Origin of the sequence: Alistipes sp. D31t1_170403_E11 (assembly GCF_015553985.1) — a bacterium.
GTDB classification, from domain to species: Bacteria; Bacteroidota; Bacteroidia; order Bacteroidales; family Rikenellaceae; genus Alistipes; species Alistipes montrealensis.
This window is the reverse complement of sequence record NZ_JADNHQ010000006.1, coordinates 72,934-93,234: the sequence shown is the minus strand read 5'-3', so window position 1 is coordinate 93,234 and position 20,301 is coordinate 72,934. Positions and strand designations below refer to the sequence as shown.

The following is a 20,301-nucleotide window of genomic DNA, read 5'->3' as shown; positions in this document are numbered from 1 at the left end:
CGGGGATTTAGGGGTGGGTCAAATCTGCAAACGCAGCCGGAGGCTGCGAGTGTGTCTGCGCGGATTGTAAAGCGGAGGAGTCGCTCCTCTTGAAATATTATTTGTAATTTACCGTTCTTTTTCGTACCTTTGAAAGGTAAACCGGAATTATACCCGAAGGCCATGGCCGACAAAAGCGTAATAACGAACATCGAAGCCCGCGTGCGGCAGTTGATCGACGACCATAAACGGCTGTCGGATCTTTGCGCCGAACTGACTGCGCAGCGCGACACGCTCCGCTCCGAGAAGCGCACGCTCGAAGAACGCGTCAGGGAACTGGATGCCGAAGTAGCGCGCATGCAGTTGACCGAGGGACTTGCAGGCGAAAGCCGCAACCGGGAAAAAGCGCGGGCACGCGTCAACCGTCTTATGCGGGAGGTGGACAAATGCATCGCACTGCTGGGCCAGCCGCTGGCGGCCCCGGCGGAACAACAGGCCGAATAGAGGCCAAGACGAGGAAAACGGCCGGGAGGCCCCAACGAAGAGGAAAGCATAATAAACGAACCGAAAAATGGCAAAACAGGCGATAACCCTCAAAATAGCAGGCAAGAGCTATCCGTTCAATATCGAGAGCGGGAAAGAGGAGGTATACCGGCTTGCCGAACGGGAGGTGAACAGCTACCTCGCACTGATAAAACAACAGAATATCAAGAACTGGACCGACCAGGACTATCTGTCGATGGCCGCACTGAAATTCGCTATCGCGAACGTCGGAATGCGGCAGAGCCGGGAGGTGGACAACGAAGATCTCCGGCAGCTTGAAAAAATCGGCACGGAAATAGATGCGTATCTGAACGACCCGAAGAAGTAACCTCCGGGGAAGTCTGCAAAAAGGGGCGGCGCAACGAAGCGAAGCCCGGCGGCGGACAATATGCATGTTACGAAAAACGTTCTTTTACATATAAGAATCTACCCGCATAGATTCCTTAAAGCTTTGCGAAACTGAACACTTTTTAAATTGGGGCAACTCAAGGCGCTTCAAAATCAGGCCTTACTACCCTCACGGGGAGTACGTTACGGCGTACCGTTGGAAGATTGCGATTGCCGGAGCCCCCACACATGACTGATCGGCAGATTCGTCAAACGAGACTAAGGAATCCTATGCGGTTTTTTTATGGCTACACAATAAGAAACCCTAATAATAATTAAAAACAAGTAAAGACCAATGTATAGTATCATTTTGGCTGCCTCAATCTCTGCCGTGGTCGCCGTCGCAGTCTACGCGGTCGTAACAAACCTCGTGGCCAAGACCTCGATCCGCAAGCGCCGCGAAGCCGCCCTCAAGGAGGCCGAGGCCGAGGGAGAGATGATCAAGAAGGAGCGTATCCTTCAGGCAAAAGAGAAATTCATACAGCTCAAGAGCGAATACGACCGCCAGGTCAACGAGCGGAACCAGAAGATCGCACAGAGCGAGCAGCGCGCCAAGCAGATCGAGCAGAACCTGCAAAACCAGCAGCGCGAACTGGAGAATAAACTCCGCGAAAACGACCGGCTGAAAGAGCAGATGCAGAATCAGTTGCAGATCCTCGAGCACAAAAAGGAGGAGGTCGACCAGATGCAGCGCGAACAGAACACGCGCCTGGAGCAGATTTCGGGCATGAGTTCGGAAGACGCCAAAAATATTCTCATCGAAAACATGAAGGCCGAGGCCAAGACCGAAGCCGCTTCCTATATCAACGAAACCGTCGAAGAGGCCAAGCTGACGGCTACGAAAGAGGCCAAGCGCATCATCGTAGCGTCAATCCAGCGTGTAGCGACCGAGACGGCCATCGAAAACGCCGTGACGGTGTTCAACATCGAAAGCGACGAGGTCAAGGGCCGCATCATCGGCCGCGAGGGCCGCAACATCCGCGCCCTGGAGGCTGCGACGGGCATCGAGATCATCGTCGACGATACGCCCGAGGCCATCATCCTCTCGGGATTCGACCCCGTACGCCGCGAGATCGCGCGTCTGGCCCTGCACCAACTGGTAACCGACGGCCGTATCCACCCCGCACGTATCGAGGAGGTAGTCGCCAAAGTCCAGAAACAGATCGAAGAAGAGATCGTCGAAGTCGGCAAACGTACGACGATCGACCTCGGAATCCACGGACTGCATCCCGAGTTGATCCGCATGATCGGCAAGATGAAATACCGTTCGTCCTACGGCCAGAACCTGTTGCAGCACGCCCGTGAAACGGCGAACCTCGCAGGTATCATGGCGTCGGAACTGGGCCTCAACCCCAAAACCGCCCGCCGCGCAGGCCTTCTGCACGACATCGGCAAAGTACCCGACGACGAACCGGAACTGCCGCACGCAATTATCGGCATGAAACTCGCCGAGAAATACAAGGAGAAACCCGAGATCTGCAATGCCATCGGCGCCCACCACGACGAAGTGGAGATGACCTCGATCATCTCCCCGATCATCCAGGTCTGCGACGCCATTTCGGGCGCACGTCCCGGTGCACGCCGCGAGGTGGTCGAGAGCTACATCAAGCGCCTGAAGGAGATGGAAGACATCGCCCTTTCGTATCCCGGCGTGATGAAGACCTATGCCATCCAGGCCGGCCGCGAACTGCGTGTGATCGTCGGAGCGGACAAACTCACCGACCAGGAGTCGGAAGGACTGTCGCACGATATCGCCAAGAAGATCCAGGACGAAATGACGTACCCGGGTCAGGTGAAGATCACCGTCATCCGCGAAACCCGCGCCGTATCCTACGCGAAATAACCGATCCAGCCCGGATACGCCATCCGGAACATCGGCATCCAGTTGAATCCCTCCTTTGCAGGAGGGATTCTTTTATACATTGCCATACGCCCCTCAGCCCGGAACAGCGAGAGCGAATACGCCCATAACACGATCCGTTAATTCGGGACTTTTTTATACCTTTACACCATGAACCGGGAACTCGAACAATACATCGAACGGGAGATCATCCCCCGCTATGCACATTTCGACGCAGCACACCGCACGGACCACGTACGGACAGTCATCGCACAAAGCCTCGGCCTGGCCGCGCATTACGACGTGGACGCCGACATGGTTTATGCCATAGCCGCCTACCACGACACGGGCCTCGTGAACGGGCGCGAACAGCACCACATCGACGCAGGGCGCATCCTCGCGGCGGATGCGGAGTTACGGCGCTGGTTCACGGAGGAGCAGATCGCCGTGATGCGCGACGCCGTGGAGGACCACCGGGCCTCGTCGGACCACGAGCCCCGCACGATCTACGGACGCATCGTGGCCGAGGCCGACCGGGTAATCGACCCCGTGACGATCATCCGCCGCACCGTGCAGTACGGACTGGCACACTATCCGGAGCTGGACCGCGAAGCCCAGTACGACCGCTGCCTCGCACATCTGCACGAGAAATACGCCGAAGGCGGTTACCTGAAGCTCTGGATCGCAGAATCGGAAAACGCCCGGCGGCTCGAAGAACTGCGCAGCATGATTCGCGATCCGCAGCGGCTGCGGGCGATCTTCGACACGGCATTCGACGCGGAAACCACTGCGAAATAGGCCCGCTGCACAAGCCGGAATGACAGCCACCAAAAGCCGGACGCCAAACAGCCTACCGCAACCCGAAACCCCGCAAAAAAATCCCGGAAACCGACAAACGGCATCCGGGATTTCTGGTTTCAGGCATGCGAATTTACTCCGTATCGTGCGGGAAATATTTCATATACTGCACACGCTGGTAGAACTCGCCCTCCGAGGAGCCGTAGTCCATGCGTCCGCGAAACTCGTCGAGCGATTCGAAGCCCTGGCGGGCAGCCCATGCGTCGACGAAACGGTTCATCTCCCCGATCACCTCGTAACCGTATTTATGGATCGCCGTGCAGACCTGCACGGCAGCCGCGCCGCAAAGCAGCGACTTGACCACAGCGGCCCCGTCGTGGACACCCGTCGAAACGGCGATGTCCAACTGCGGAAGCGCATGGGCGCACAACGCCGTACTGCGCAGCACATTGCGCAGTTCGCTCGGCTGGCTGAAAGGATCGCTGTTCTCGAAGCACATCTTCTCGATGTCGATGTCCGGTTCGAAGAAACGATTGTAAAGCACCAGTCCGCTGGCCCCGCGGCCCAGCAGCGCATCACCGACCGACAGCACGTTGGTCAGGCGCATCGGCAACTTCACCGACACGGGGATCGTCACCGCTGCGGCGACCTTGCGCACGATGTCTGCATAATGCTGTTCGATCTGCTGCGCCCCGGCCAGCCGGTCGGTCGGCAGCAGGAAAATGTTCAGTTCCAGCGCCGAAGCCCCGGCCTGCTGCATGGCCGTAGCATATTCGATCCACACGTCGCCCGCACCGGCGCAGTTAATGCTGCCGATAACGGGAATACCCGTCTTGGCGGCGTCGGAGACCAGTTCCAGCAACTCGGCCTTATAGGCTTCGCCCAGATAGCGTTCGAGGTATTCCCCGGCATCGCCATACCCTTCCATACGGTCGAGCGAGGCGGCCTGGCGGTAAATCTGCTCTTCGAAGATCGACTTCAGGACTACGGCGCCCGCACCGTTGCGGACGCACTGTTCGACATTGCGGATCGTCGCCGTGTAGGGCGAACTGCTGACTACGACGGGGCTCGAAAGGTCCAGCCCGAGATATTTCGTTTTCATAGTAAATCGGTTTACGGTTTATACGAACGGAATCTTCACTACTTCGGCTTTTACGGGCTTTTCGCGGATCACCACGGCGATTTCGGTCCCGGGTTTGGCAAAGGCCGACTCGACATAACCCAGCGCGACGCCGACCTTCAGGCAGGGCGACATGGTTCCCGAGGTGACGCAGCCGATTTCGGTCCCGTCGGGCGCGGCGATCGGATAGCCGTGGCGCGGAATGCCGCGCTCGATCATCTTCAGGCCCACCAACCTGCGTGCCACGCCGTCGGCCTTGAGTTTCTCCATCGCGGCGCGGTCGATGAAATCCTTCCCTTCGGCAAACTTCGTGATCCATCCCAGCCCGGCTTCGAGCGGCGAGGTCGTGTCGTCGATGTCGTTGCCGTAGAGGCAGAAGCCCTTCTCCAGGCGCAGCGTATCGCGCGCCCCGAGGCCGATATTTTTCAGACCGAACTCTCCGCCGGCCTCCCACAGCGCCTTCCAGAGTTTGTCGCCGTCTTCGTTGGCCACGTAAATTTCACAGCCCCCCGAACCGGTATAACCCGTAATCGAAAGAATGGCGTCGCACCCGGCGACGGACATCTTCTTAAAGGTGTAATACTCCATGTCTTCGACCGGCTCGGCGCACATCTTCTGCACGATCTTCATGGCCAGCGGACCCTGCACGGCCAACTGGCAAATCTCGTCCGAAGCGTTGTACAACTCCTTGCCGCGGCCCGCCTCCATACCGAAGGCTTTACCCTCCGCGCAAATATGGTTCCAGTCCTTGTCGATATTGGCGGCATTGACGCAGAGCAGGTAAGTTTCGGCATCGACCCGGTAGACCAGGATGTCGTCGACGATACCTCCGCGGCCGTTGGGCATGCAGGTATACTGCACCTTGCCGTCGAAGAGTTTCGAAACGTCGTTGGTCGTGATACGTTGCAGCAGGCCGAGGGCTTTGGGACCCTTGACCCAGATTTCACCCATGTGGCTCACGTCGAAGACCCCTGCGCCGTTGCGCACGGCCATATGTTCGTCGGTGATGCCCGTGAACTCGATAGGCATGTTATAACCCGCAAACTCGGCCATTTTGGCCCCCGCGGCTATGTGATACTTGGTAAATGCGGTAGTTTTCATATTTCAGGCGGTTTTTATTCGGAACGACGTTTGACTCCCAGACGCGGACAGCGGTGGAACTCCTTCGTCCGGTCGAACAGGTAGCGGTAAGTGGTGTGCATCTTGTGACGCGTAGCGCAGACATAGCTCTCGATCATGCGGTTCATCACGGGGTTGAAGTCGCCGATCCATGCGAACTCGATCGTCTTGTAGCGGTTGCGGTCGGTGCGGATGTAATCTTCGAGAATGTAGCACATCATGCCCGACTCGACGCCCTTGCCGTGAAATTCCGGCGTGATGCCGAAGATGATGCCGAAGATGCGGTCGCTGGCCTTGCGCACCTTGAGGTCCCACATCAGGCGCAGTTTCTGCCACAGCCCGAACTTGCCCTTGAACTTGCCGATGATGCGGTTCAGGTCGGGGACCATGATGAAGAACCCGATAGGCTCGTCGTTGAAATAGGCGAAGAAGATGATGTTGGGGTCGATGATCGGTTTCATCGTCTGCATGATCTTCAGCGCCTCCTCCTGCGACATGGGCTTCACGCCCGAGAAGAGCGACCAGGCCTTGTTGTAGATGACGCGGAAGCTCTCGGCGGCATCGTCCAAATTCTTGATATTGAGGTGTTCGAAACGGTAGCCCGGCGTGGCGAACAGGCGCTTGGCGCGGTCGTGTACCATGGCATTCACGTCATCGTCGTAAATCTTCCAGATGTAGGTGTTCTGGTTGAAATAGTTCTTGAAACCGTAGTTTTCGAACAGCTCCTTGTAATAGGGCGGGTTGTAGGGATTCTCGTACAGCGGCTGGAACTCGTAGCCCTGGACCAGGAGGCCCCACCACGCGTCGCGCTGGCCGAAGTTGACCGGGCCGTCCATCGCCTCCATGCCGCGGCTTGCCAGCCACATGCGCGAAGCTTCGAACATCATGTCGGCGACCTGCTGGTCGTCGATTGACTCGAAGAAGCCGCAGCCGCCCGTGGGCTGCTCCTCGATTAGGGCTTTTTCGCGGTTGTAGAACGCAGCGATGCGACCCACGACCTCGCCCCGGCCGTCGCGTACCATCCAGCGGACAGCCTCGCCGTCGGCGAAGAGTTCGTTCTTCGAAGGGTCGAAAATCTTGCGGATATCGGGGTCCAGCGGACGGACCCAGTTGCGGTTTCCTTTGTAAATCTTTTCGGGAAAGTCGAGCCACTCGCGCTCCAGGGCGGGAGTGGTGACCTCTTGCAGGGTATATTTATCCTTACTCATCTTATCTGAGGTTATTTTCAGCGTTTCCGATTTCAAAGGTAACAAATTTTTCCTTATTTTTGTTGGAAGATCAAAAATCGCATCCGAATGAATAAAAGCCTTGAGCAATACATGCCCGACGGGAACAAACTCCCCTACCGCTTCATGAAATACCGTATCCACAAAATCCTGCTCGTATGCTGCAGCTACGACGGATACATACTCGAAGAGGACGGGCATATCGAGTCGCAGATCAACCAGGAATACACCGACCTCAACATGTCGAATCCGCCGTCGCTGACGCGCGTCAGTTCGACCGCCGAAGCACTGGAGGCGCTGGCCAGGGACGATTCGTTCGATTTCATCCTCACGATGTACAACGTCGGCGAACCCGACGTTTTTTCATTCGCCAAAATCGTCAAGGAGCGGCATCCCAATACCCCGGTAGCGCTGCTGACCTCCTTTTCGAAGGACATCTACCGCCGCATCGAGGAGCAGGACCGTTCGGGGCTGGACTACATCTTCTCGTGGCACGGCAACACGGAACTGATCATCGCCATCATCAAACTGATCGAGGACAAGATGAACGCCGACGAGGACATCCGCGAAGGGGGCGTGCAGGCCATCCTGCTGGTCGAGGACTCGATCCGCTTCTATTCCACCTATTTACCGGAGTTATATAAACTGATCCTGCTGCAAAATACCGAGTTCCTCAAGGACGCCTTCAACGAACAGCAGCAGGTGCTGCGCAAACGCGCCCGTCCGAAAATCCTGCTGGCACGCTGTTACGAAGAGGCCGTGGAACTCTACGAACGGTATAAGAAAAACCTGCTGGGCGTGATCTCCGACGTAGGATTCGTGCTCCACCGCAACGACCCGCCCGAGAGCGAGAAACTCGACGCCGGCATCGACCTTTGCCGCCGTATCAAGCAGGACAACCCCTTGATGCCCGTGCTGCTGCAATCGTCGCAGGTGGCCTTCGGCAAGCAGGCCGCGGAACTGGGCGCGGGATTCATCGCCAAGAACTCCAAAACGCTGCTTTCGCAACTGCACGACTACATCGCCATCGAATTCGCCTTCGGGGACTTCGTCTTCAAAGACCCCGACACGGGCGCCGAGATCGGCCGCGCAAAAGACCTGACGCAGATGCAGCAGATGATCGCCACGATCCCCGACAAGGCGTTCGAGTACCACACCTCGCAGAACCACCTCTCCAAGTGGCTCTATTCGCGGGGACTGTTCCCGCTGGCGGCGTCGATCCGCCAATACAACAAAAGCCACTTCACCTCGGTCGAGGAGCACCGCCGCGTGCTGGTGGGCCTGATCCGCGACTACCGTACGCTGCTCGGACAGGGCGTCGTGGCGCGCTTCGACACGGAGACCTACTCCGACGCCGTGGCCTTCGCCCGCATCGGCGACGGCTCGCTCGGCGGTAAGGCCCGCGGCCTGGCGTTCATGAACTCGATGCTCATGAAGCACCGCCAGTACGACAAACACGAGAACGTGCGCATCATGATTCCGCGGTCGGTGGTGATCGCCACGGAGTTCTTCGACGATTTCATCCGCCACAACGGACTGAAATACATCATCTCGCAGGACTTTTCCGACGAGGAAATCCTGTCGGAATTCGTCAGTTCGGTGCTCCCGTTCCGGTTGCGCGAAGCCCTGAAAAGCTACATCCGCACGGTGCGCACGCCGCTGGCGATCCGCTCCTCATCGAAACTCGAAGACTCACATTACCAACCTTTTGCGGGCATCTACTCGACCTACATGATTCCCTACGTCGACAACGAGGACCAGATGCTGCGCCTGCTGCTCAAGGCGGTCAAAAGCGTCTACGCCTCGGTTTACTTCGCAGCGTCGAGGGCCTACATCCAGTCGTCGCAGAACCTCATCTCAGAGGAGAAGATGGCCGTGATCGTCCAGGAGGTGTGCGGCACGGAACAGGACGGGCTCTACTTCCCCACCTGCTCGGGCGTGGCCCGCTCGATCAACTACTACCCCATCGGCGACGAACAACCCGGCGACGGGGTCTGCAACGTGGCGATGGGACTGGGCAAGCTGGTCGTGGACGGCGGGCGGACACTGCGTTTTTCGCCCCGTTACCCGCAGAAGGTATTGCAGACCTCGACGCCCGAACTGGCATTGCGCGATACGCAGAACGAGGTGCTGGCCCTGAGCCTCAAACCCGAGGAGTTCCGCACGTCGATCGACGACGCGGTGAACCTGCGCCGGCTGAGCCTTACGGAAATCGCCGATTTCCGCAACTCGAAATTCGTCTGCTCGATCTGGGACCGCGAGAACGAACGTATCTCGGACAGCCCCTTCGACCGGGGCCGCAAGGTAATAACGTTCAACAACATCCTAAAATACAACACCTTCCCGCTGGCCGAAATCATCTCCGACATCCTCCAGATGGGCGCCGAGGAGATGCGCTGCCCCGTTGAGGTCGAATTCGCCGTCAACATGGACGTGCCGCCCGGACAACAGCAGATTTTCAACCTGCTGCAAATACGCCCGATCATCGACAACCAGGACAACCGGGCCATCGACTGGGACAAGGTCGACACCTCCCGGGCGCTGGTCTACGGCGAGCAGGCCCTCGGCATCGGACAGATGACCGACATCGCCGATATCATCTACATCAAGTCCGACGCCTTCGATTCGCTCTCGACCGAGAAGATCGCCGACGAACTGCTGATGCTCAACAACCGCATGCACGACGAAGGACGGTCGTACATCCTCGTGGGACCCGGCCGCTGGGGCTCCTCGGACCCGTTCCTCGGCGTACCGGTCAAGTGGAACCACATCTCCGAGGCCAAGGTGATCGTCGAATGCGGCATCGAGAAATTCGACGTGGAGCCCTCGCAGGGCACACACTTCTTCCAGAACGTCACCTCATTGGGCGTGGGCTACCTGACGATCAATCCCTTCCGCGGCGACGGCATCTTCCGCGAACAGGAACTCGACGCGCGGAAGGCCCTGTTCGACGGAACCTACCTGCGGCAGGTGCGTTTCGACCGCCCGCTGTGGGTCTGCATGGACGGGCGATCGAACAAAGGCATGGTACGTGAAGGAGAAAAGGAGGAAAAAGATTAGGAATTAAAATAAATTTCACGAAAACAGTTACAATCTATAAGAAATATTTTTATATTTGTAAAGAGATAAAACTCCAATCAGGCAAGCCAACCAACCAAAAACGATAGAGCTATGAACGTTAACAAAATTATGGCGGAACTCGAGCGCAAGCACCCCGGCGAAAGCGAATATTTGCAGGCCGTGCGCGAAGTTCTCATGACTGTGGAGGATGCTTACAACCAGCACCCGGAATTCGAAGCCAACCGCATCGCGGAGCGCATCGTGGAACCCGACCGCACCTTCACGTTCAAGGTGGTATGGGTAGACGACAAAGGCGACGTACAGGTTAACACGGGCTACCGCGTGCAGTTCAACAACGCGATCGGCCCCTATAAGGGCGGGCTTCGCTTCCACCCCTCGGTAAACCCCTCGATCCTCAAATTCCTCGGCTTCGAGCAGATTTTCAAAAACGCGCTGACGACCCTTCCGATGGGCGGCGCGAAGGGCGGTTCGGATTTCAACCCCAAGGGCAAGTCGGACCGCGAAGTGATGCGCTTCTGCCAGGCCTTCATGCTCGAACTCTGGCGCCACATCGGTCCCGAGACCGACGTTCCGGCCGGTGACATCGGCGTCGGCGGACGCGAAATCGGCTATCTCTACGGCATGTACCGCAAGCTGGCCCAGGAGAACACCGGCGTGCTGACGGGCAAAGGCATGACCTACGGCGGTTCGCTGATCCGTCCCGAGGCGACGGGCTTCGGAGCCGTCTACTTCCTGCGCCAGATGCTCGAAAAAGCCGGCATGGACATCAAGGGCAAGACGATCGCCATCTCGGGCTTCGGCAATGTGGCCTGGGGCGCAGCGACGAAAGCTACCGAACTGGGCGCCAAGGTGGTGACCATCTCGGGACCCGACGGTTACATCTACGATCCCGACGGCCTCGACACCGAAAAGATCGCCTACATGCTCGAACTCCGGGCGTCGAACAACGACGTGGTGGAGCCGTATGCCAAAAAATTCCCCAACTCGAAGTTCTTCGCGGGCAAAAAGCCGTGGGAGGTCAAAGTCGACATCGCCATGCCGTGCGCCACGCAGAACGAACTGGACGGCGAGGACGCCAAGCGGCTGCTGGCCAACGGCGTGAAACTCGTGGCCGAAGTGTCGAATATGGGCTGCCGCCCGGAGGCCATCGACGCCTTCATCGCGGCGAAGATTCCCTATGGACCGGGCAAGGCCGTGAACGCCGGCGGCGTGGCTACGTCGGGCCTCGAAATGACGCAGAACTCGCAAAAACTCAACTGGACGGCCGAGGAGGTCGACGCCAAACTGCACCAGATCATGTCGTCGATCCACCACGCCTGCGTGGAGTACGGCACGGAAAAGGACGGCTACCTCAACTACATGAAGGGCGCAAACATCGCGGGCTTCATGAAGGTCGCCAAGTCGATGGTCGAGCAGGGGGTTCTGTAAACCGAAACCCTGTTCATACGAAAAAAGCGGAGCTTCAGCACGAAGTTCCGCTTTTTTTCGTATATTTCTCCTACCTAACTCTTAGCGTCATGCGTCACTACCTACTGATCGCCTGCATCGCACTGTTGTCGTACGGCGCGACGGCAAGTGGGGCGTGCTCGGCGACAAGGGCCGACCGATAATTCCATGCGTCTACGACGCGGTCTATTACAAGGCAGGACATCTCGTCATCGACACGCTTGCCGACACGTCCGAAGCAGGACAGGCTGCCTCTGCGCCGGACGGCGGGTTCCGGGAGAAGTTGATTTACATGCAGAAAGACGGCCGGACGGAAGTCTTCACCCCGAACGGGAAACGGGTACACGGTGAATAAGCACCGCGGCCAATAAAAAAAGCCAATCCACGGAGGATTGGCTTTTTCGGTATCGGCTTTAGAAACCAGCCGGATGGAAGCGCAGAAACAGATCAAAAACACTCCTGTCGCCTCTAAATCCCGCCTCTTAGGCGGGTTATAAACGGGCCTTGATGGCTTTCGAAGCCTCTTCGTAGCCGGGTTTGTCCAGCAGGGCGAACATATTTTTCTTGTACGCCTCGACGCCCGGCTGGTCGAAGGGGTTCACGCCGAGCATGTAGCCGCTGATGCCGCACGCCTTCTCGAAGAAATAGAGCAGGCCGCCGATCACACCCGCCGAAATCTCGGGAATCTCGATGCGGATATTGGGAACGCCGCCGTCCACGTGGGCCAGTTGCACGCCCAGTTCGGCCATGCGGTTGACCTCGGAAATGCGCTTGCCGGCCAGGAAGTTCAGCCCGTCGAGGTTCTCCTTGTCGGCCTCGATCAGCACCTTCGCAGCGGGTTTCGCCACCGAGATGATTGTCTCGAAAAGCGTACGCTCGCCGTCCTGGATATACTGTCCCATCGAGTGCAGGTCAGCCGTCAGCGTGACGCTCGCCGGGAAGATGCCCTTGCCCTGCTTACCCTCGCTCTCGCCGTAAAGCTGCTTCCACCACTCGTTGATATACTGCAATTTGGGTTCATAGGAACCCAGAATTTCGATCTTCTTGCCATCGGCATAGAGCATGTTGCGCACGGCGGCATAAACAGCGGCCGGATTCTCCTTGAAAGGCACGCCTTCGGCCGTAGCTTTCTCCATCTCCTGCGCGCCGTGCACCAAAGCGGCGATGTCCACGCCAGCGGCGGCCAGCGGCAGCAGCCCCACGGGGGTCAGCACCGAGAAGCGTCCGCCCACGTCGTCGGGAATGACGAACGTCGGATAGCCCTCCTGCGTGGCAAGCGTCTTGAGTGCGCCGCGCGCCTTGTCGGTGATGGCCACGATACGCTCGGAAGCCTCCTTCTTGCCGTAACGCTTCTCGATCTCGGCCTTGATCAGGCGGAACGCGATGGCGGGTTCGGTCGTCGTGCCCGATTTCGAAATCACGATAGCTGCGATCGAATGTTCCTTCACGGCTTCGAGCATTTCAGCGGTGTAGTCCTCCGAGATGTTCTGCCCGGCGAAGATGACCGTGGGGTCCTTCTGTTCCTTGTGCAGCAGTTTGAAGGGGTCGCTCATAGCTTCGAGTACGGCCTTGGCGCCGAGGTACGAGCCGCCGATGCCGATGCAAATGATCACGTCGGCCTTCGAGCGCAGTTTCGCTGCCTCCTTTTCGATGGCGGCGATCTCGGCGTCGGAAATCGACGAGGGGAGTTTCACCCAGCCCAGAAAATCGTTGCCGGCGCCTTTGCCCGAATGCAGCAGGGCGTTGGCTGCCTGCGCCTTGGCCTCGACATCGGAAGAAATCTCAATGCCCGTTTTGGCAATGTCCAATTTCACATTTTTCATCATATTGCTAAATTAATTTGGTAGTCAGTTCTTTCATGCACTTGCGCGGCGAGGCTCCCTCATAAAGCACCCGGTAGACCATGTCGGCGATGGGCATATCGACCCGGTGGCGGGAGTTGATATGGCGGATGCAGTCGGCGGCGAAATAGCCTTCGGCGACCATCGTCATCTCGTTCAGGGCGCTCTTGACCGTGCACCCGTGGCCGATCAGCAGCCCCAGCCGGCGGTTGCGGCTGTAAACCGAATAGCAGGTCACCAGCAGGTCGCCCAGGTAGGCCGAAACCTGCGTGTTACGCTCGTCGGGATAGCTCTCTTCGAGGAAACGCGTCATCTCGCCCGCCGAATTGGCGATCAGCACAGCGAGGAAATTGTCGCCGTAGCCTAGGCCGACGGCGATGCCGACCGAAAGAGCGTAGATATTCTTGAGAATAGCGCCGTATTCGATGCCGTAGAGGTCGGTCGAATAGCTGAGGCGGACGTTGTCGCCGGCGAACTTTTCGCCGATGCGCCGTGCGTTTTCGGGGTCCGTACAGACGACCGTGAGGTAGGAAAGCTTGCCGCGCGAAACCTCCTCGGCGTGCGAAGGTCCGGTCACCAGCCCGATCTGTTTGTACGACAACTCGTAACGGTCGTGGATATATTCCACGACGGTCTGGTAGTCGCCCGGGACGATGCCCTTGATGGCCGAGACGATGAATTTATCGCGCAACGGAACGCTCAGCGGGGAGAGGAAATCCTTGAGATAAGCCGAAGGGGTCGCCAGGATTACGATGTCGGCGCCGCGCACCACGGCATCGAGGTCGGAGGAGGGTGCGATGCAGTCGCGGTCGAATTCCAAATCGCTCAGGTAGCGCGGATTGCGCCCTTCTGCGAGCAATGATTCGAGGACCTCGGGATTGCGGACATACCACCCTACGCGCTGCCCGGCAGCCGCAAGCAGTCCGACGATAGCCGTCGCCCAGCTTCCATAGCCGATGACCGCACAGCGGGCTTCGGTTCCGATTTTATATTCCATGCGGAGATTCAGTTTTTCCAGCACAAATGTAATTAAAAAAAATTAGAATAAAATACAAAAATTTCCGGGGCTTTTTAGTACCTTTGTCCGGATATGTCATCCGCCGGAACCCGAAGCGGCGCTGCGGATAGGTATTCGATTGAAAATAAAGCATTTCACAAAATAGAACAGTTGGGTGTAGGAGTATGGGAATTTTTTCGCTGACACAGGAGCTGGCCATCGACCTCGGAACGGCCAATACGCTGATAATTTACAACGGCAAGGTTGTCGTCGACGAACCTTCGATCGTGGCTTTGGACGTGCACACAGGCAAACTCGTGGCCATCGGCCAGCAGGCCCGCCAGATGCACGAGAAAACCAATCCGAACATCAAAACGATCCGTCCGCTGAAGGACGGCGTGATCGCCGATTTCAACGCCACGGAGCTGATGCTGCGCGGCATGATCAAAAAAGTCAAGACCTCGGGCAGCCTCTTCGCCCCCTCGCTGCGCATGGTGATCTGCATTCCTTCGGGCTCGACGAACGTCGAAATACGTGCCGTACGCGACTCGGCCGAGCACGCCGGAGGCCGCGAGGTCTACATGATTTACGAACCGATGGCCGCAGCGCTCGGCGCAGGCCTCGATGTCGAGGCCCCCGAAGGCAACATGGTCATCGACATCGGCGGCGGCACGACGGAGATCGCCTGCATCTCGCTGGGCGGCATCGTCTGCTCGGAGTCGATCAACACCGCAGGCGATGTCTTCACCAACGACATCCAGAGCTACGTCCGCCAGCAGCACAACATCCGTATCGGCGAACGCACGGCCGAGGCGATCAAATGTTCGATCGGCGCCGCCGTTTCGGATTTGGAGCAGGAACCCGAAGATTTCGTCGTGACGGGCCCCAACATGCTCACGGCACTGCCGCAGACCGTATCGCTCTCGTACAGCGAAATCGCCTACGCACTGGAGAAATCGCTCACGAAGATCGACGCAGCGCTGATGAAGGTGCTGGAATCCATGCCGCCCGAGCTTTACGCCGACATCGTGAAGAACGGCATCTACCTCGCCGGCGGCGGTGCGCTGATCAAGGGCCTCGACCGGAGGCTGAACGAGAAGACCGGCATTCCGTTCCACATCGCCGAGGACCCGCTGCGGGCCATTGCACGCGGAACGGGCATCGCGCTGAAGAACATCAACCGCTTCTCCTTCCTGATGAAATAGTTTTCGGATTCAGGGAAGACCGATTGACGAATATTTTGAATAGAACGATTGCGGGCCCCGGTCCGCAATCTTAAATTAACAAGGGACTTTGCGCAAGCTGTTCGAGTTCATACGAAGCGTCTACGTCGTAGTGCTGTTCGTGGCGCTGGAGGTCGCGGCCATCAGCTACTACGCCCACTCCACGTACTATACCCAGGCGCGGCTGCTGGCCCGGTCGAACCAGGTGGCCGGCGGCATGCACGGACTCTTTGCAGGCGTGCGCCGTTATTTCACCCTGGGACGCGAAAACCGCCTGCTGCTGGGGCGCGTGGCGCAGCTCGAAGAGCGCCTCGCCCAATACGAAGAAGCCGGGACTAAAGCGCGGCTGGACAGCTACATGCAGGACATCGGCGAATCGAAATACCATTTTGCGACGGCGTCGGTCGTGGCCAACACGATCAACCGGACGCAGAACCTCATCACGCTCAACCGCGGCCGCAAGGACGGCGTCATGGAAGAGATGGCCGTTCTCTCGTCCGACGGCGCGATGGCCGGCTATATCGTCGACTGCACGGAGCGTTATTCGGTGGCCATGTCGGTGCTGAACACTTCGTTCCGCGCCAGCGGCAAAATCGCCGACACCGAGTATTACGGCTCGATCTACTGGGACGGGCTCGACCAGGATATCGTTATTCTCGGCGAACTGTCGAAATATGCCGATCCGCAGCCCGGACAGGAGGTCGTGACCACCGGATTCTCGCAGTATTTCCCCGCCGACGTGTTGATCGGCTGGGTCGAGAGCGCCTCGCTCAACGAAACCCGCACGGCCTACACGGTGCGCGTACGGCTCGCGGCAGAAATGTCGCGGCTGGGCGAAGTCGTACTGGTCGGCAACCGCGACCTCTATGAAATCCGCAACCTGCAACAAAGCGAACAAATCGAACAACACACCCGGCCCGAATAAATGCATCGCACACTACCATACCTCGGACTTTTTGCGGCGGCAGTGCTGCTTCAGGTTTTCCTGTTCGACAACCTGACGATCAGCATTTACCTCAACCCGCTCATATACATCGTCTTCATCGCCCTGCTGCCGCTCGACACGCCGCCCGTAGCGGTGCTGGGCGCCGGGCTGGCGCTGGGCGTCACGATGGACTTCGCCATGGGGGCCGCCGGAATCAACACGATCGCAACGCTGCTGATCGCCTTCCTGCGCCCGACCCTCGCCGGGATGATCTGCGGCCGTGACAACGTCCGCGAAGGAGGCATTCCCTCCCCGGCACGCCTGGGCCAGCGCAAATTCATCACCTACCTCGTGGTGCTGACGCTCGTGCACCACATCGTCTTCTTCTGGCTGGAGACCCTCTCGCTGGCCCACGTACTCCACATGCTGCTGCGCATCGTCGTCAGCACGGCGGTATCGGCGGCTTTCATCTGGATCATCGCCCGCATCTTCACCGCGAAAATTCCCGTGCGCATATGAGCAGTTCCGAGAGTTTCATGCGGATGCGGACCCTCCAGGTCGTCGTCCTGCTGATCTTCGCGCTGATCGTCGGCCGGCTGGCCTACATCCAGCTCTTCGATTCGCGCTACAACGAACTGGCCCGCGCAAACGTACTGCGCCACGTGGTGCAATACCCGCCGCGCGGCGAGGTCTTCGACCGCAACGGGGAATACCTGGTACAGAGCCGCGAGTGCTACGACCTGATGGTCATATCGAGCGAAATCGGCAAACAGGGATTCGACACGACCCGCATGTGCGAAGTGCTGGGACTTTCGCGCGCCAAACTCGAACGCGAACTGGCCAACGCCCGGATGCGGCCGCGAGCGGCGCGTCTGGTGACAAGCTACATCTCCAAAGAGGACAAGCTGCGCTTCGACGAATGCAACTTCCGGGGCTTCTACACCGTCTACCGCACCGTGCGCCAATACCCGCGCGAAGTGGGCGGCAACCTGCTGGGCTACGTGAGCGAAGTGAACCCCGACTACCTGAAACGCAATCCGGAGTACAAAACGGGCGACTACGTGGGCATGAGCGGCGTGGAATCGGCCTACGAGCCGCAGCTCAGGGGGCGCAAAGGGGTCAAGATACAGGAGATCGACACCCACGGAGCGATCAAAGGCTCCTACATGAACGGACGTTACGACTCGGTCCCCGAACCGGGACGTTACCTGATAAGCACCATCGATGCCCGGCTCCAGTTGCTGGGCGAGGAACTCATGCGCGGCAAAGTCGGCGCCGCGGTGGCCATCGAACCGGCGACGGGCGAAATCCTGATGATGGTCTCCTCGCCGACGTACGACCCCGACGAACTGGTGGGCCGCGAGCGGGGCAACAACTACATGAAGATGCTCTACAACAAGCGCAAGCCGCTGTTCAACCGCGCCGTGAAAGCCAAATATCCCCCGGGATCGACGTTCAAGCTCGTGCAGGGACTGATCGGCCTGCAGGAAGGGGTGCTCCGGCCTTCGGACATGCACTCCTGCCACATGGGCTACCAGGCAGGCCGCCTGAAGATGGCCTGTCACGCCCACGCCTCGCCGCTCGACCTGCGTTTTGCCGTGGCGACCTCGTGCAACGCCTACTTCTGCTACGTTTTCCGCGACATCCTCGACAACCCCAAATACGGAAGCGTGAAAGAGGGTTACGATGTCTGGAAAGAATATGTCGAGAGTTTCGGATTCGGCCGCAAGCTGGGTTCGGACTTCCTCGACGAAGGCAACGGCTACGTGCCCGACCGGGCCTACTACGACCGCCAGTACCGGGGTTCGTGGAATTCGCTGACGGTGCTGTCGCTCTCGATCGGGCAGGATGCGCTGGGATGCACTCCGCTGCAGCTGGCCAACCTCGCGTGTATCGTCGCCAACAGGGGCTATTACTACATCCCGCACATCGTGAAGAAGATCGAAGGCCGGGATTCGCTCGACGCCCGTTTCTACGAACGCCACTACACGAAGGTCGACGCCAAACACTTCGAACCGATCGTCGAAGGCATGTGGCGCGGCGTGAACGTCGGGGGAACCTCGACCCGCGCCCGGCTCGACGGATGGGATGTCTGCGGCAAGACCGGAACGGCCGAGAACCCGCGCGGACGCGACCATTCGACATTCCTCTCGTTCGCTCCGAAGGACAACCCGAAGATCGCCATCTCGGTCTACGTCGAGAACGGCGGGTTCGGCGCTTCGTCGGCCCTGCCGATCGCCAGCCTGCTGGAAGAGTACTACCTGACCGACACGATCCGCCGGCCCGAACTGGTGGAATACATCAAGAACGTACCCATTTATTACCCCGCCTATGACAAGTAACCGACATAGCGGCATCTTTTACGGGGTGGACCTCTGGACCGTCCTGCTCTACGTGCTGATCGTCGTGGCGGGATGGATCTCAATCACCTCGGCATCATACGACGACAGCACGGCCGACCTGTTCTCCTTCTCGCACTTCTACATGAAGCAGTTGATGTGGATCGGCGTGGCGTGGGTCACGGCCCTCATCGTGCTGCTGCTCGACGAACGCTTCTACCACATGTTCGCCTACCCGGCCTACCTGGGCGGCATCGCACTGCTCGCCGCTGCGCTGCTGTTCGGCCGCGAGGTCAACGGCGCAAAGGCGTGGTTCGAGTTCGGTTCGTTCCGCGTGCAGCCCGTCGAATTCGCCAAGATCGCTACGGCGCTGGCCCTGGCCCGCGTGATGAGTGAATACTCCTTCTCGATCAACCGCGCCAACGACCTTTTCAAGGTCGCCGTCGTGATCTGCATCCCGCTCTTTATCATCGTCCTGCAAAACGACACCGGTTCGGGCATCGTGCTGGGGTCGTTCCTCTTCGTGCTCTACCGCGAAGGACTGAACAAATGGCTCTGCATCCCGGTGCTGCTGATCGCCGGACTGTTCATCGTTTCGTTCCTGCTCTCGCCGATGACGCTGCTCGTGACGTTGATCCTGGTCTGTACGCTCTCGGAGGCGATGATGAACGGACAATGGCGCTCGCGCCTCGTATTCCTGGCCGCGCTGATGCTGTCGAGCATCCTGCTGTGCCTGGCGATGGCATTCATCGCCCCGGGGACACTCGACCTCTACCACAGCCTGCTCACGATGACCCTGCTGGGGGTGGTTTTCGTCGCGGCCTACGCCTATCGTTCGAACCTTGCGAATATCTTCATCACGCTGGGGCTGTTCGTCGGCTCGCTGATCTTCCTGCCCACCACCGACTACATCTTCAACTCGATCCTCAAACAGCACCAGCGCGACCGTATCCTGAGTTTCTTGGGCATCATCAGCGATCCGCTCGGAACCGACTACAACGTCAACCAGGCCAAAATCGCCATCGGATCGGGCAACTTCTGGGGCAAAGGCTTCCTCGAAGGAACCCAGATCAAATACGGATTCGTCCCCGAAAAACACACCGACTTCATCTTCTGCACCGTGGGCGAAGAGTGGGGTTTCGCGGGTTCGGTCGTGGTGCTGACGCTGCTGTGCCTGCTGATCCTGCGCCTGATGCGCATGGGCGAGCGGCAGCAGGAGCCCTTCGGGCGCATCTACTGTTACTGCGTGGCGGCAATCCTGCTGTTCCACGTGCTGGTCAACGTGGGCATGACCATCGGCCTGATGCCCGTGATGGGCATTCCGCTCCCGTTCATGAGCTACGGCGGTTCGTCGCTGATCGCCTTTACCATCCTGCTGTTCATCGCCGTAAGGCTCGACGCCTCGACACGACAGTTTTCCGTGCAGAAAATCTAACC

The 20,301-nt window shown here is 58.7% G+C and carries 16 protein-coding genes; 11 read left to right on the top strand and 5 right to left on the bottom strand.

Annotated features, from left to right (window positions below; translation table 11 throughout):
• The first annotated feature begins 162 nt into the window (after nucleotides 1–162).
• The 4 genes from I2E69_RS12390 to I2E69_RS12375 all read left to right on the top strand — a co-directional run bounded on the left by I2E69_RS12390 (nucleotide 163) and on the right by I2E69_RS12375 (nucleotide 3,547).
• Entirely contained in the window at nucleotides 163–483 is a 321-nt protein-coding gene (locus tag I2E69_RS12390) for a hypothetical protein (RefSeq protein ID WP_195461547.1), read from the top strand.
• A 67-nt stretch (nucleotides 484–550) separates the two neighbouring features.
• Complete coding sequence (locus I2E69_RS12385) at nucleotides 551–850, top strand: cell division protein ZapA (RefSeq protein WP_195461546.1); 300 nt, start codon at nucleotides 551–553, stop codon at nucleotides 848–850.
• Between the two features lie 354 nt (nucleotides 851–1,204).
• Nucleotides 1,205–2,752, top strand: coding sequence for a ribonuclease Y (gene rny, locus I2E69_RS12380; RefSeq protein WP_195461545.1), 1,548 nt, complete (start codon nucleotides 1,205–1,207; stop codon nucleotides 2,750–2,752).
• Between the two features lie 168 nt (nucleotides 2,753–2,920).
• Entirely contained in the window at nucleotides 2,921–3,547 is a 627-nt protein-coding gene (locus I2E69_RS12375; protein WP_195461544.1) for an HD domain-containing protein, read from the top strand.
• A gap of 133 nt (nucleotides 3,548–3,680) precedes the next feature.
• Here the strand turns inward: I2E69_RS12375 and I2E69_RS12370 are convergent, their stop codons facing one another.
• Genes I2E69_RS12370 through I2E69_RS12360 form a run of 3 tightly spaced genes read right to left on the bottom strand, consistent with a single transcriptional unit; the run spans nucleotide 3,681 to nucleotide 6,994 of the window.
• Nucleotides 3,681–4,649, bottom strand: a complete 969-nt coding sequence (locus tag I2E69_RS12370) for a dihydroorotate dehydrogenase-like protein (RefSeq protein ID WP_195461543.1) — start codon at nucleotides 4,647–4,649, stop codon at nucleotides 3,681–3,683.
• A gap of 18 nt (nucleotides 4,650–4,667) precedes the next feature.
• A complete protein-coding gene (gcvT, locus tag I2E69_RS12365) occupies nucleotides 4,668–5,768 on the bottom strand; it encodes a glycine cleavage system aminomethyltransferase GcvT (RefSeq protein ID WP_195461542.1) in 1,101 nt (366 codons plus the stop codon).
• A gap of 14 nt (nucleotides 5,769–5,782) precedes the next feature.
• On the bottom strand, nucleotides 5,783–6,994 hold the full coding sequence (locus I2E69_RS12360) for a hypothetical protein (protein ID WP_195461541.1): 1,212 nt from the start codon (nucleotides 6,992–6,994) through the stop codon (nucleotides 5,783–5,785).
• 87 nt (nucleotides 6,995–7,081) lie between these two features.
• Between I2E69_RS12360 and I2E69_RS12355 the strand changes: the two genes are divergently transcribed.
• Together I2E69_RS12355 and gdhA are read left to right on the top strand one after the other, a co-directional pair.
• Nucleotides 7,082–10,072, top strand: a complete 2,991-nt coding sequence (locus tag I2E69_RS12355) for a PEP/pyruvate-binding domain-containing protein (protein WP_195461540.1) — start codon at nucleotides 7,082–7,084, stop codon at nucleotides 10,070–10,072.
• A 111-nt stretch (nucleotides 10,073–10,183) separates the two neighbouring features.
• On the top strand, nucleotides 10,184–11,521 hold the full coding sequence (gdhA, locus tag I2E69_RS12350; RefSeq protein WP_195461539.1) for an NADP-specific glutamate dehydrogenase: 1,338 nt from the start codon (nucleotides 10,184–10,186) through the stop codon (nucleotides 11,519–11,521).
• Between the two features lie 509 nt (nucleotides 11,522–12,030).
• On the opposite strand, the gene I2E69_RS12345 is transcribed toward gdhA, so the two are convergent.
• Both I2E69_RS12345 and I2E69_RS12340 read right to left on the bottom strand, forming a co-directional pair.
• Nucleotides 12,031–13,362 (bottom strand): glucose-6-phosphate isomerase, encoded by a 1,332-nt coding sequence (locus tag I2E69_RS12345; protein ID WP_195461538.1) that lies wholly within the window; start codon nucleotides 13,360–13,362, stop codon nucleotides 12,031–12,033.
• Between the two features lie 7 nt (nucleotides 13,363–13,369).
• Nucleotides 13,370–14,377, bottom strand: coding sequence for an NAD(P)H-dependent glycerol-3-phosphate dehydrogenase (locus I2E69_RS12340; RefSeq protein WP_195461537.1), 1,008 nt, complete (start codon nucleotides 14,375–14,377; stop codon nucleotides 13,370–13,372).
• Between the two features lie 185 nt (nucleotides 14,378–14,562).
• On the opposite strand from I2E69_RS12340, the gene I2E69_RS12335 reads away from it, so the two are divergent.
• From I2E69_RS12335 to rodA, 5 genes are all read left to right on the top strand, one after another.
• Nucleotides 14,563–15,582, top strand: coding sequence for a rod shape-determining protein (locus tag I2E69_RS12335; RefSeq protein ID WP_195461536.1), 1,020 nt, complete (start codon nucleotides 14,563–14,565; stop codon nucleotides 15,580–15,582).
• A gap of 88 nt (nucleotides 15,583–15,670) precedes the next feature.
• Entirely contained in the window at nucleotides 15,671–16,525 is an 855-nt protein-coding gene (gene mreC / locus I2E69_RS12330) for a rod shape-determining protein MreC (RefSeq protein WP_195461535.1), read from the top strand.
• Nucleotides 16,526–17,044: a rod shape-determining protein MreD gene (locus I2E69_RS12325; RefSeq protein WP_195461534.1), complete on the top strand. Its 519-nt coding sequence runs from the start codon at nucleotides 16,526–16,528 to the stop codon at nucleotides 17,042–17,044.
• On the top strand, nucleotides 17,041–18,867 hold the full coding sequence (locus I2E69_RS12320; protein WP_195461533.1) for a peptidoglycan D,D-transpeptidase FtsI family protein: 1,827 nt from the start codon (nucleotides 17,041–17,043) through the stop codon (nucleotides 18,865–18,867). The genes I2E69_RS12325 and I2E69_RS12320 overlap by 4 nt, the downstream gene beginning before the upstream one ends.
• Nucleotides 18,857–20,299, top strand: coding sequence for a rod shape-determining protein RodA (rodA, locus tag I2E69_RS12315; RefSeq protein WP_195461532.1), 1,443 nt, complete (start codon nucleotides 18,857–18,859; stop codon nucleotides 20,297–20,299). The genes I2E69_RS12320 and rodA overlap by 11 nt, the downstream gene beginning before the upstream one ends.
• The last annotated feature ends 2 nt before the right edge of the window (nucleotides 20,300–20,301 follow it).

Excerpts from the sequence above, each read along its gene's own strand:
- I2E69_RS12345 (WP_195461538.1), bottom strand. The coding sequence starts at position 13,362 with ATGAAAAATGTGAAATTGGACATTGCCAAAACGGGCATTGAGATTTCT.
- I2E69_RS12355 (WP_195461540.1), top strand. The coding sequence starts at position 7,082 with ATGAATAAAAGCCTTGAGCAATACATGCCCGACGGGAACAAACTCCCC.
- gcvT (WP_195461542.1), bottom strand. The coding sequence starts at position 5,768 with ATGAAAACTACCGCATTTACCAAGTATCACATAGCCGCGGGGGCCAAA.
- I2E69_RS12385 (WP_195461546.1), top strand. The coding sequence starts at position 551 with ATGGCAAAACAGGCGATAACCCTCAAAATAGCAGGCAAGAGCTATCCG.
- I2E69_RS12375 (WP_195461544.1), top strand. The coding sequence starts at position 2,921 with ATGAACCGGGAACTCGAACAATACATCGAACGGGAGATCATCCCCCGC.
- I2E69_RS12370 (WP_195461543.1), bottom strand. The coding sequence starts at position 4,649 with ATGAAAACGAAATATCTCGGGCTGGACCTTTCGAGCCCCGTCGTAGTC.
- I2E69_RS12320 (WP_195461533.1), top strand. The coding sequence starts at position 17,041 with ATGAGCAGTTCCGAGAGTTTCATGCGGATGCGGACCCTCCAGGTCGTC.
- rodA (WP_195461532.1), top strand. The coding sequence starts at position 18,857 with ATGACAAGTAACCGACATAGCGGCATCTTTTACGGGGTGGACCTCTGG.
- I2E69_RS12325 (WP_195461534.1), top strand. The coding sequence starts at position 16,526 with ATGCATCGCACACTACCATACCTCGGACTTTTTGCGGCGGCAGTGCTG.
- I2E69_RS12335 (WP_195461536.1), top strand. The coding sequence starts at position 14,563 with ATGGGAATTTTTTCGCTGACACAGGAGCTGGCCATCGACCTCGGAACG.
- I2E69_RS12340 (WP_195461537.1), bottom strand. The coding sequence starts at position 14,377 with ATGGAATATAAAATCGGAACCGAAGCCCGCTGTGCGGTCATCGGCTAT.
- I2E69_RS12390 (WP_195461547.1), top strand. The coding sequence starts at position 163 with ATGGCCGACAAAAGCGTAATAACGAACATCGAAGCCCGCGTGCGGCAG.
- rny (WP_195461545.1), top strand. The coding sequence starts at position 1,205 with ATGTATAGTATCATTTTGGCTGCCTCAATCTCTGCCGTGGTCGCCGTC.
- I2E69_RS12360 (WP_195461541.1), bottom strand. The coding sequence starts at position 6,994 with ATGAGTAAGGATAAATATACCCTGCAAGAGGTCACCACTCCCGCCCTG.
- gdhA (WP_195461539.1), top strand. The coding sequence starts at position 10,184 with ATGAACGTTAACAAAATTATGGCGGAACTCGAGCGCAAGCACCCCGGC.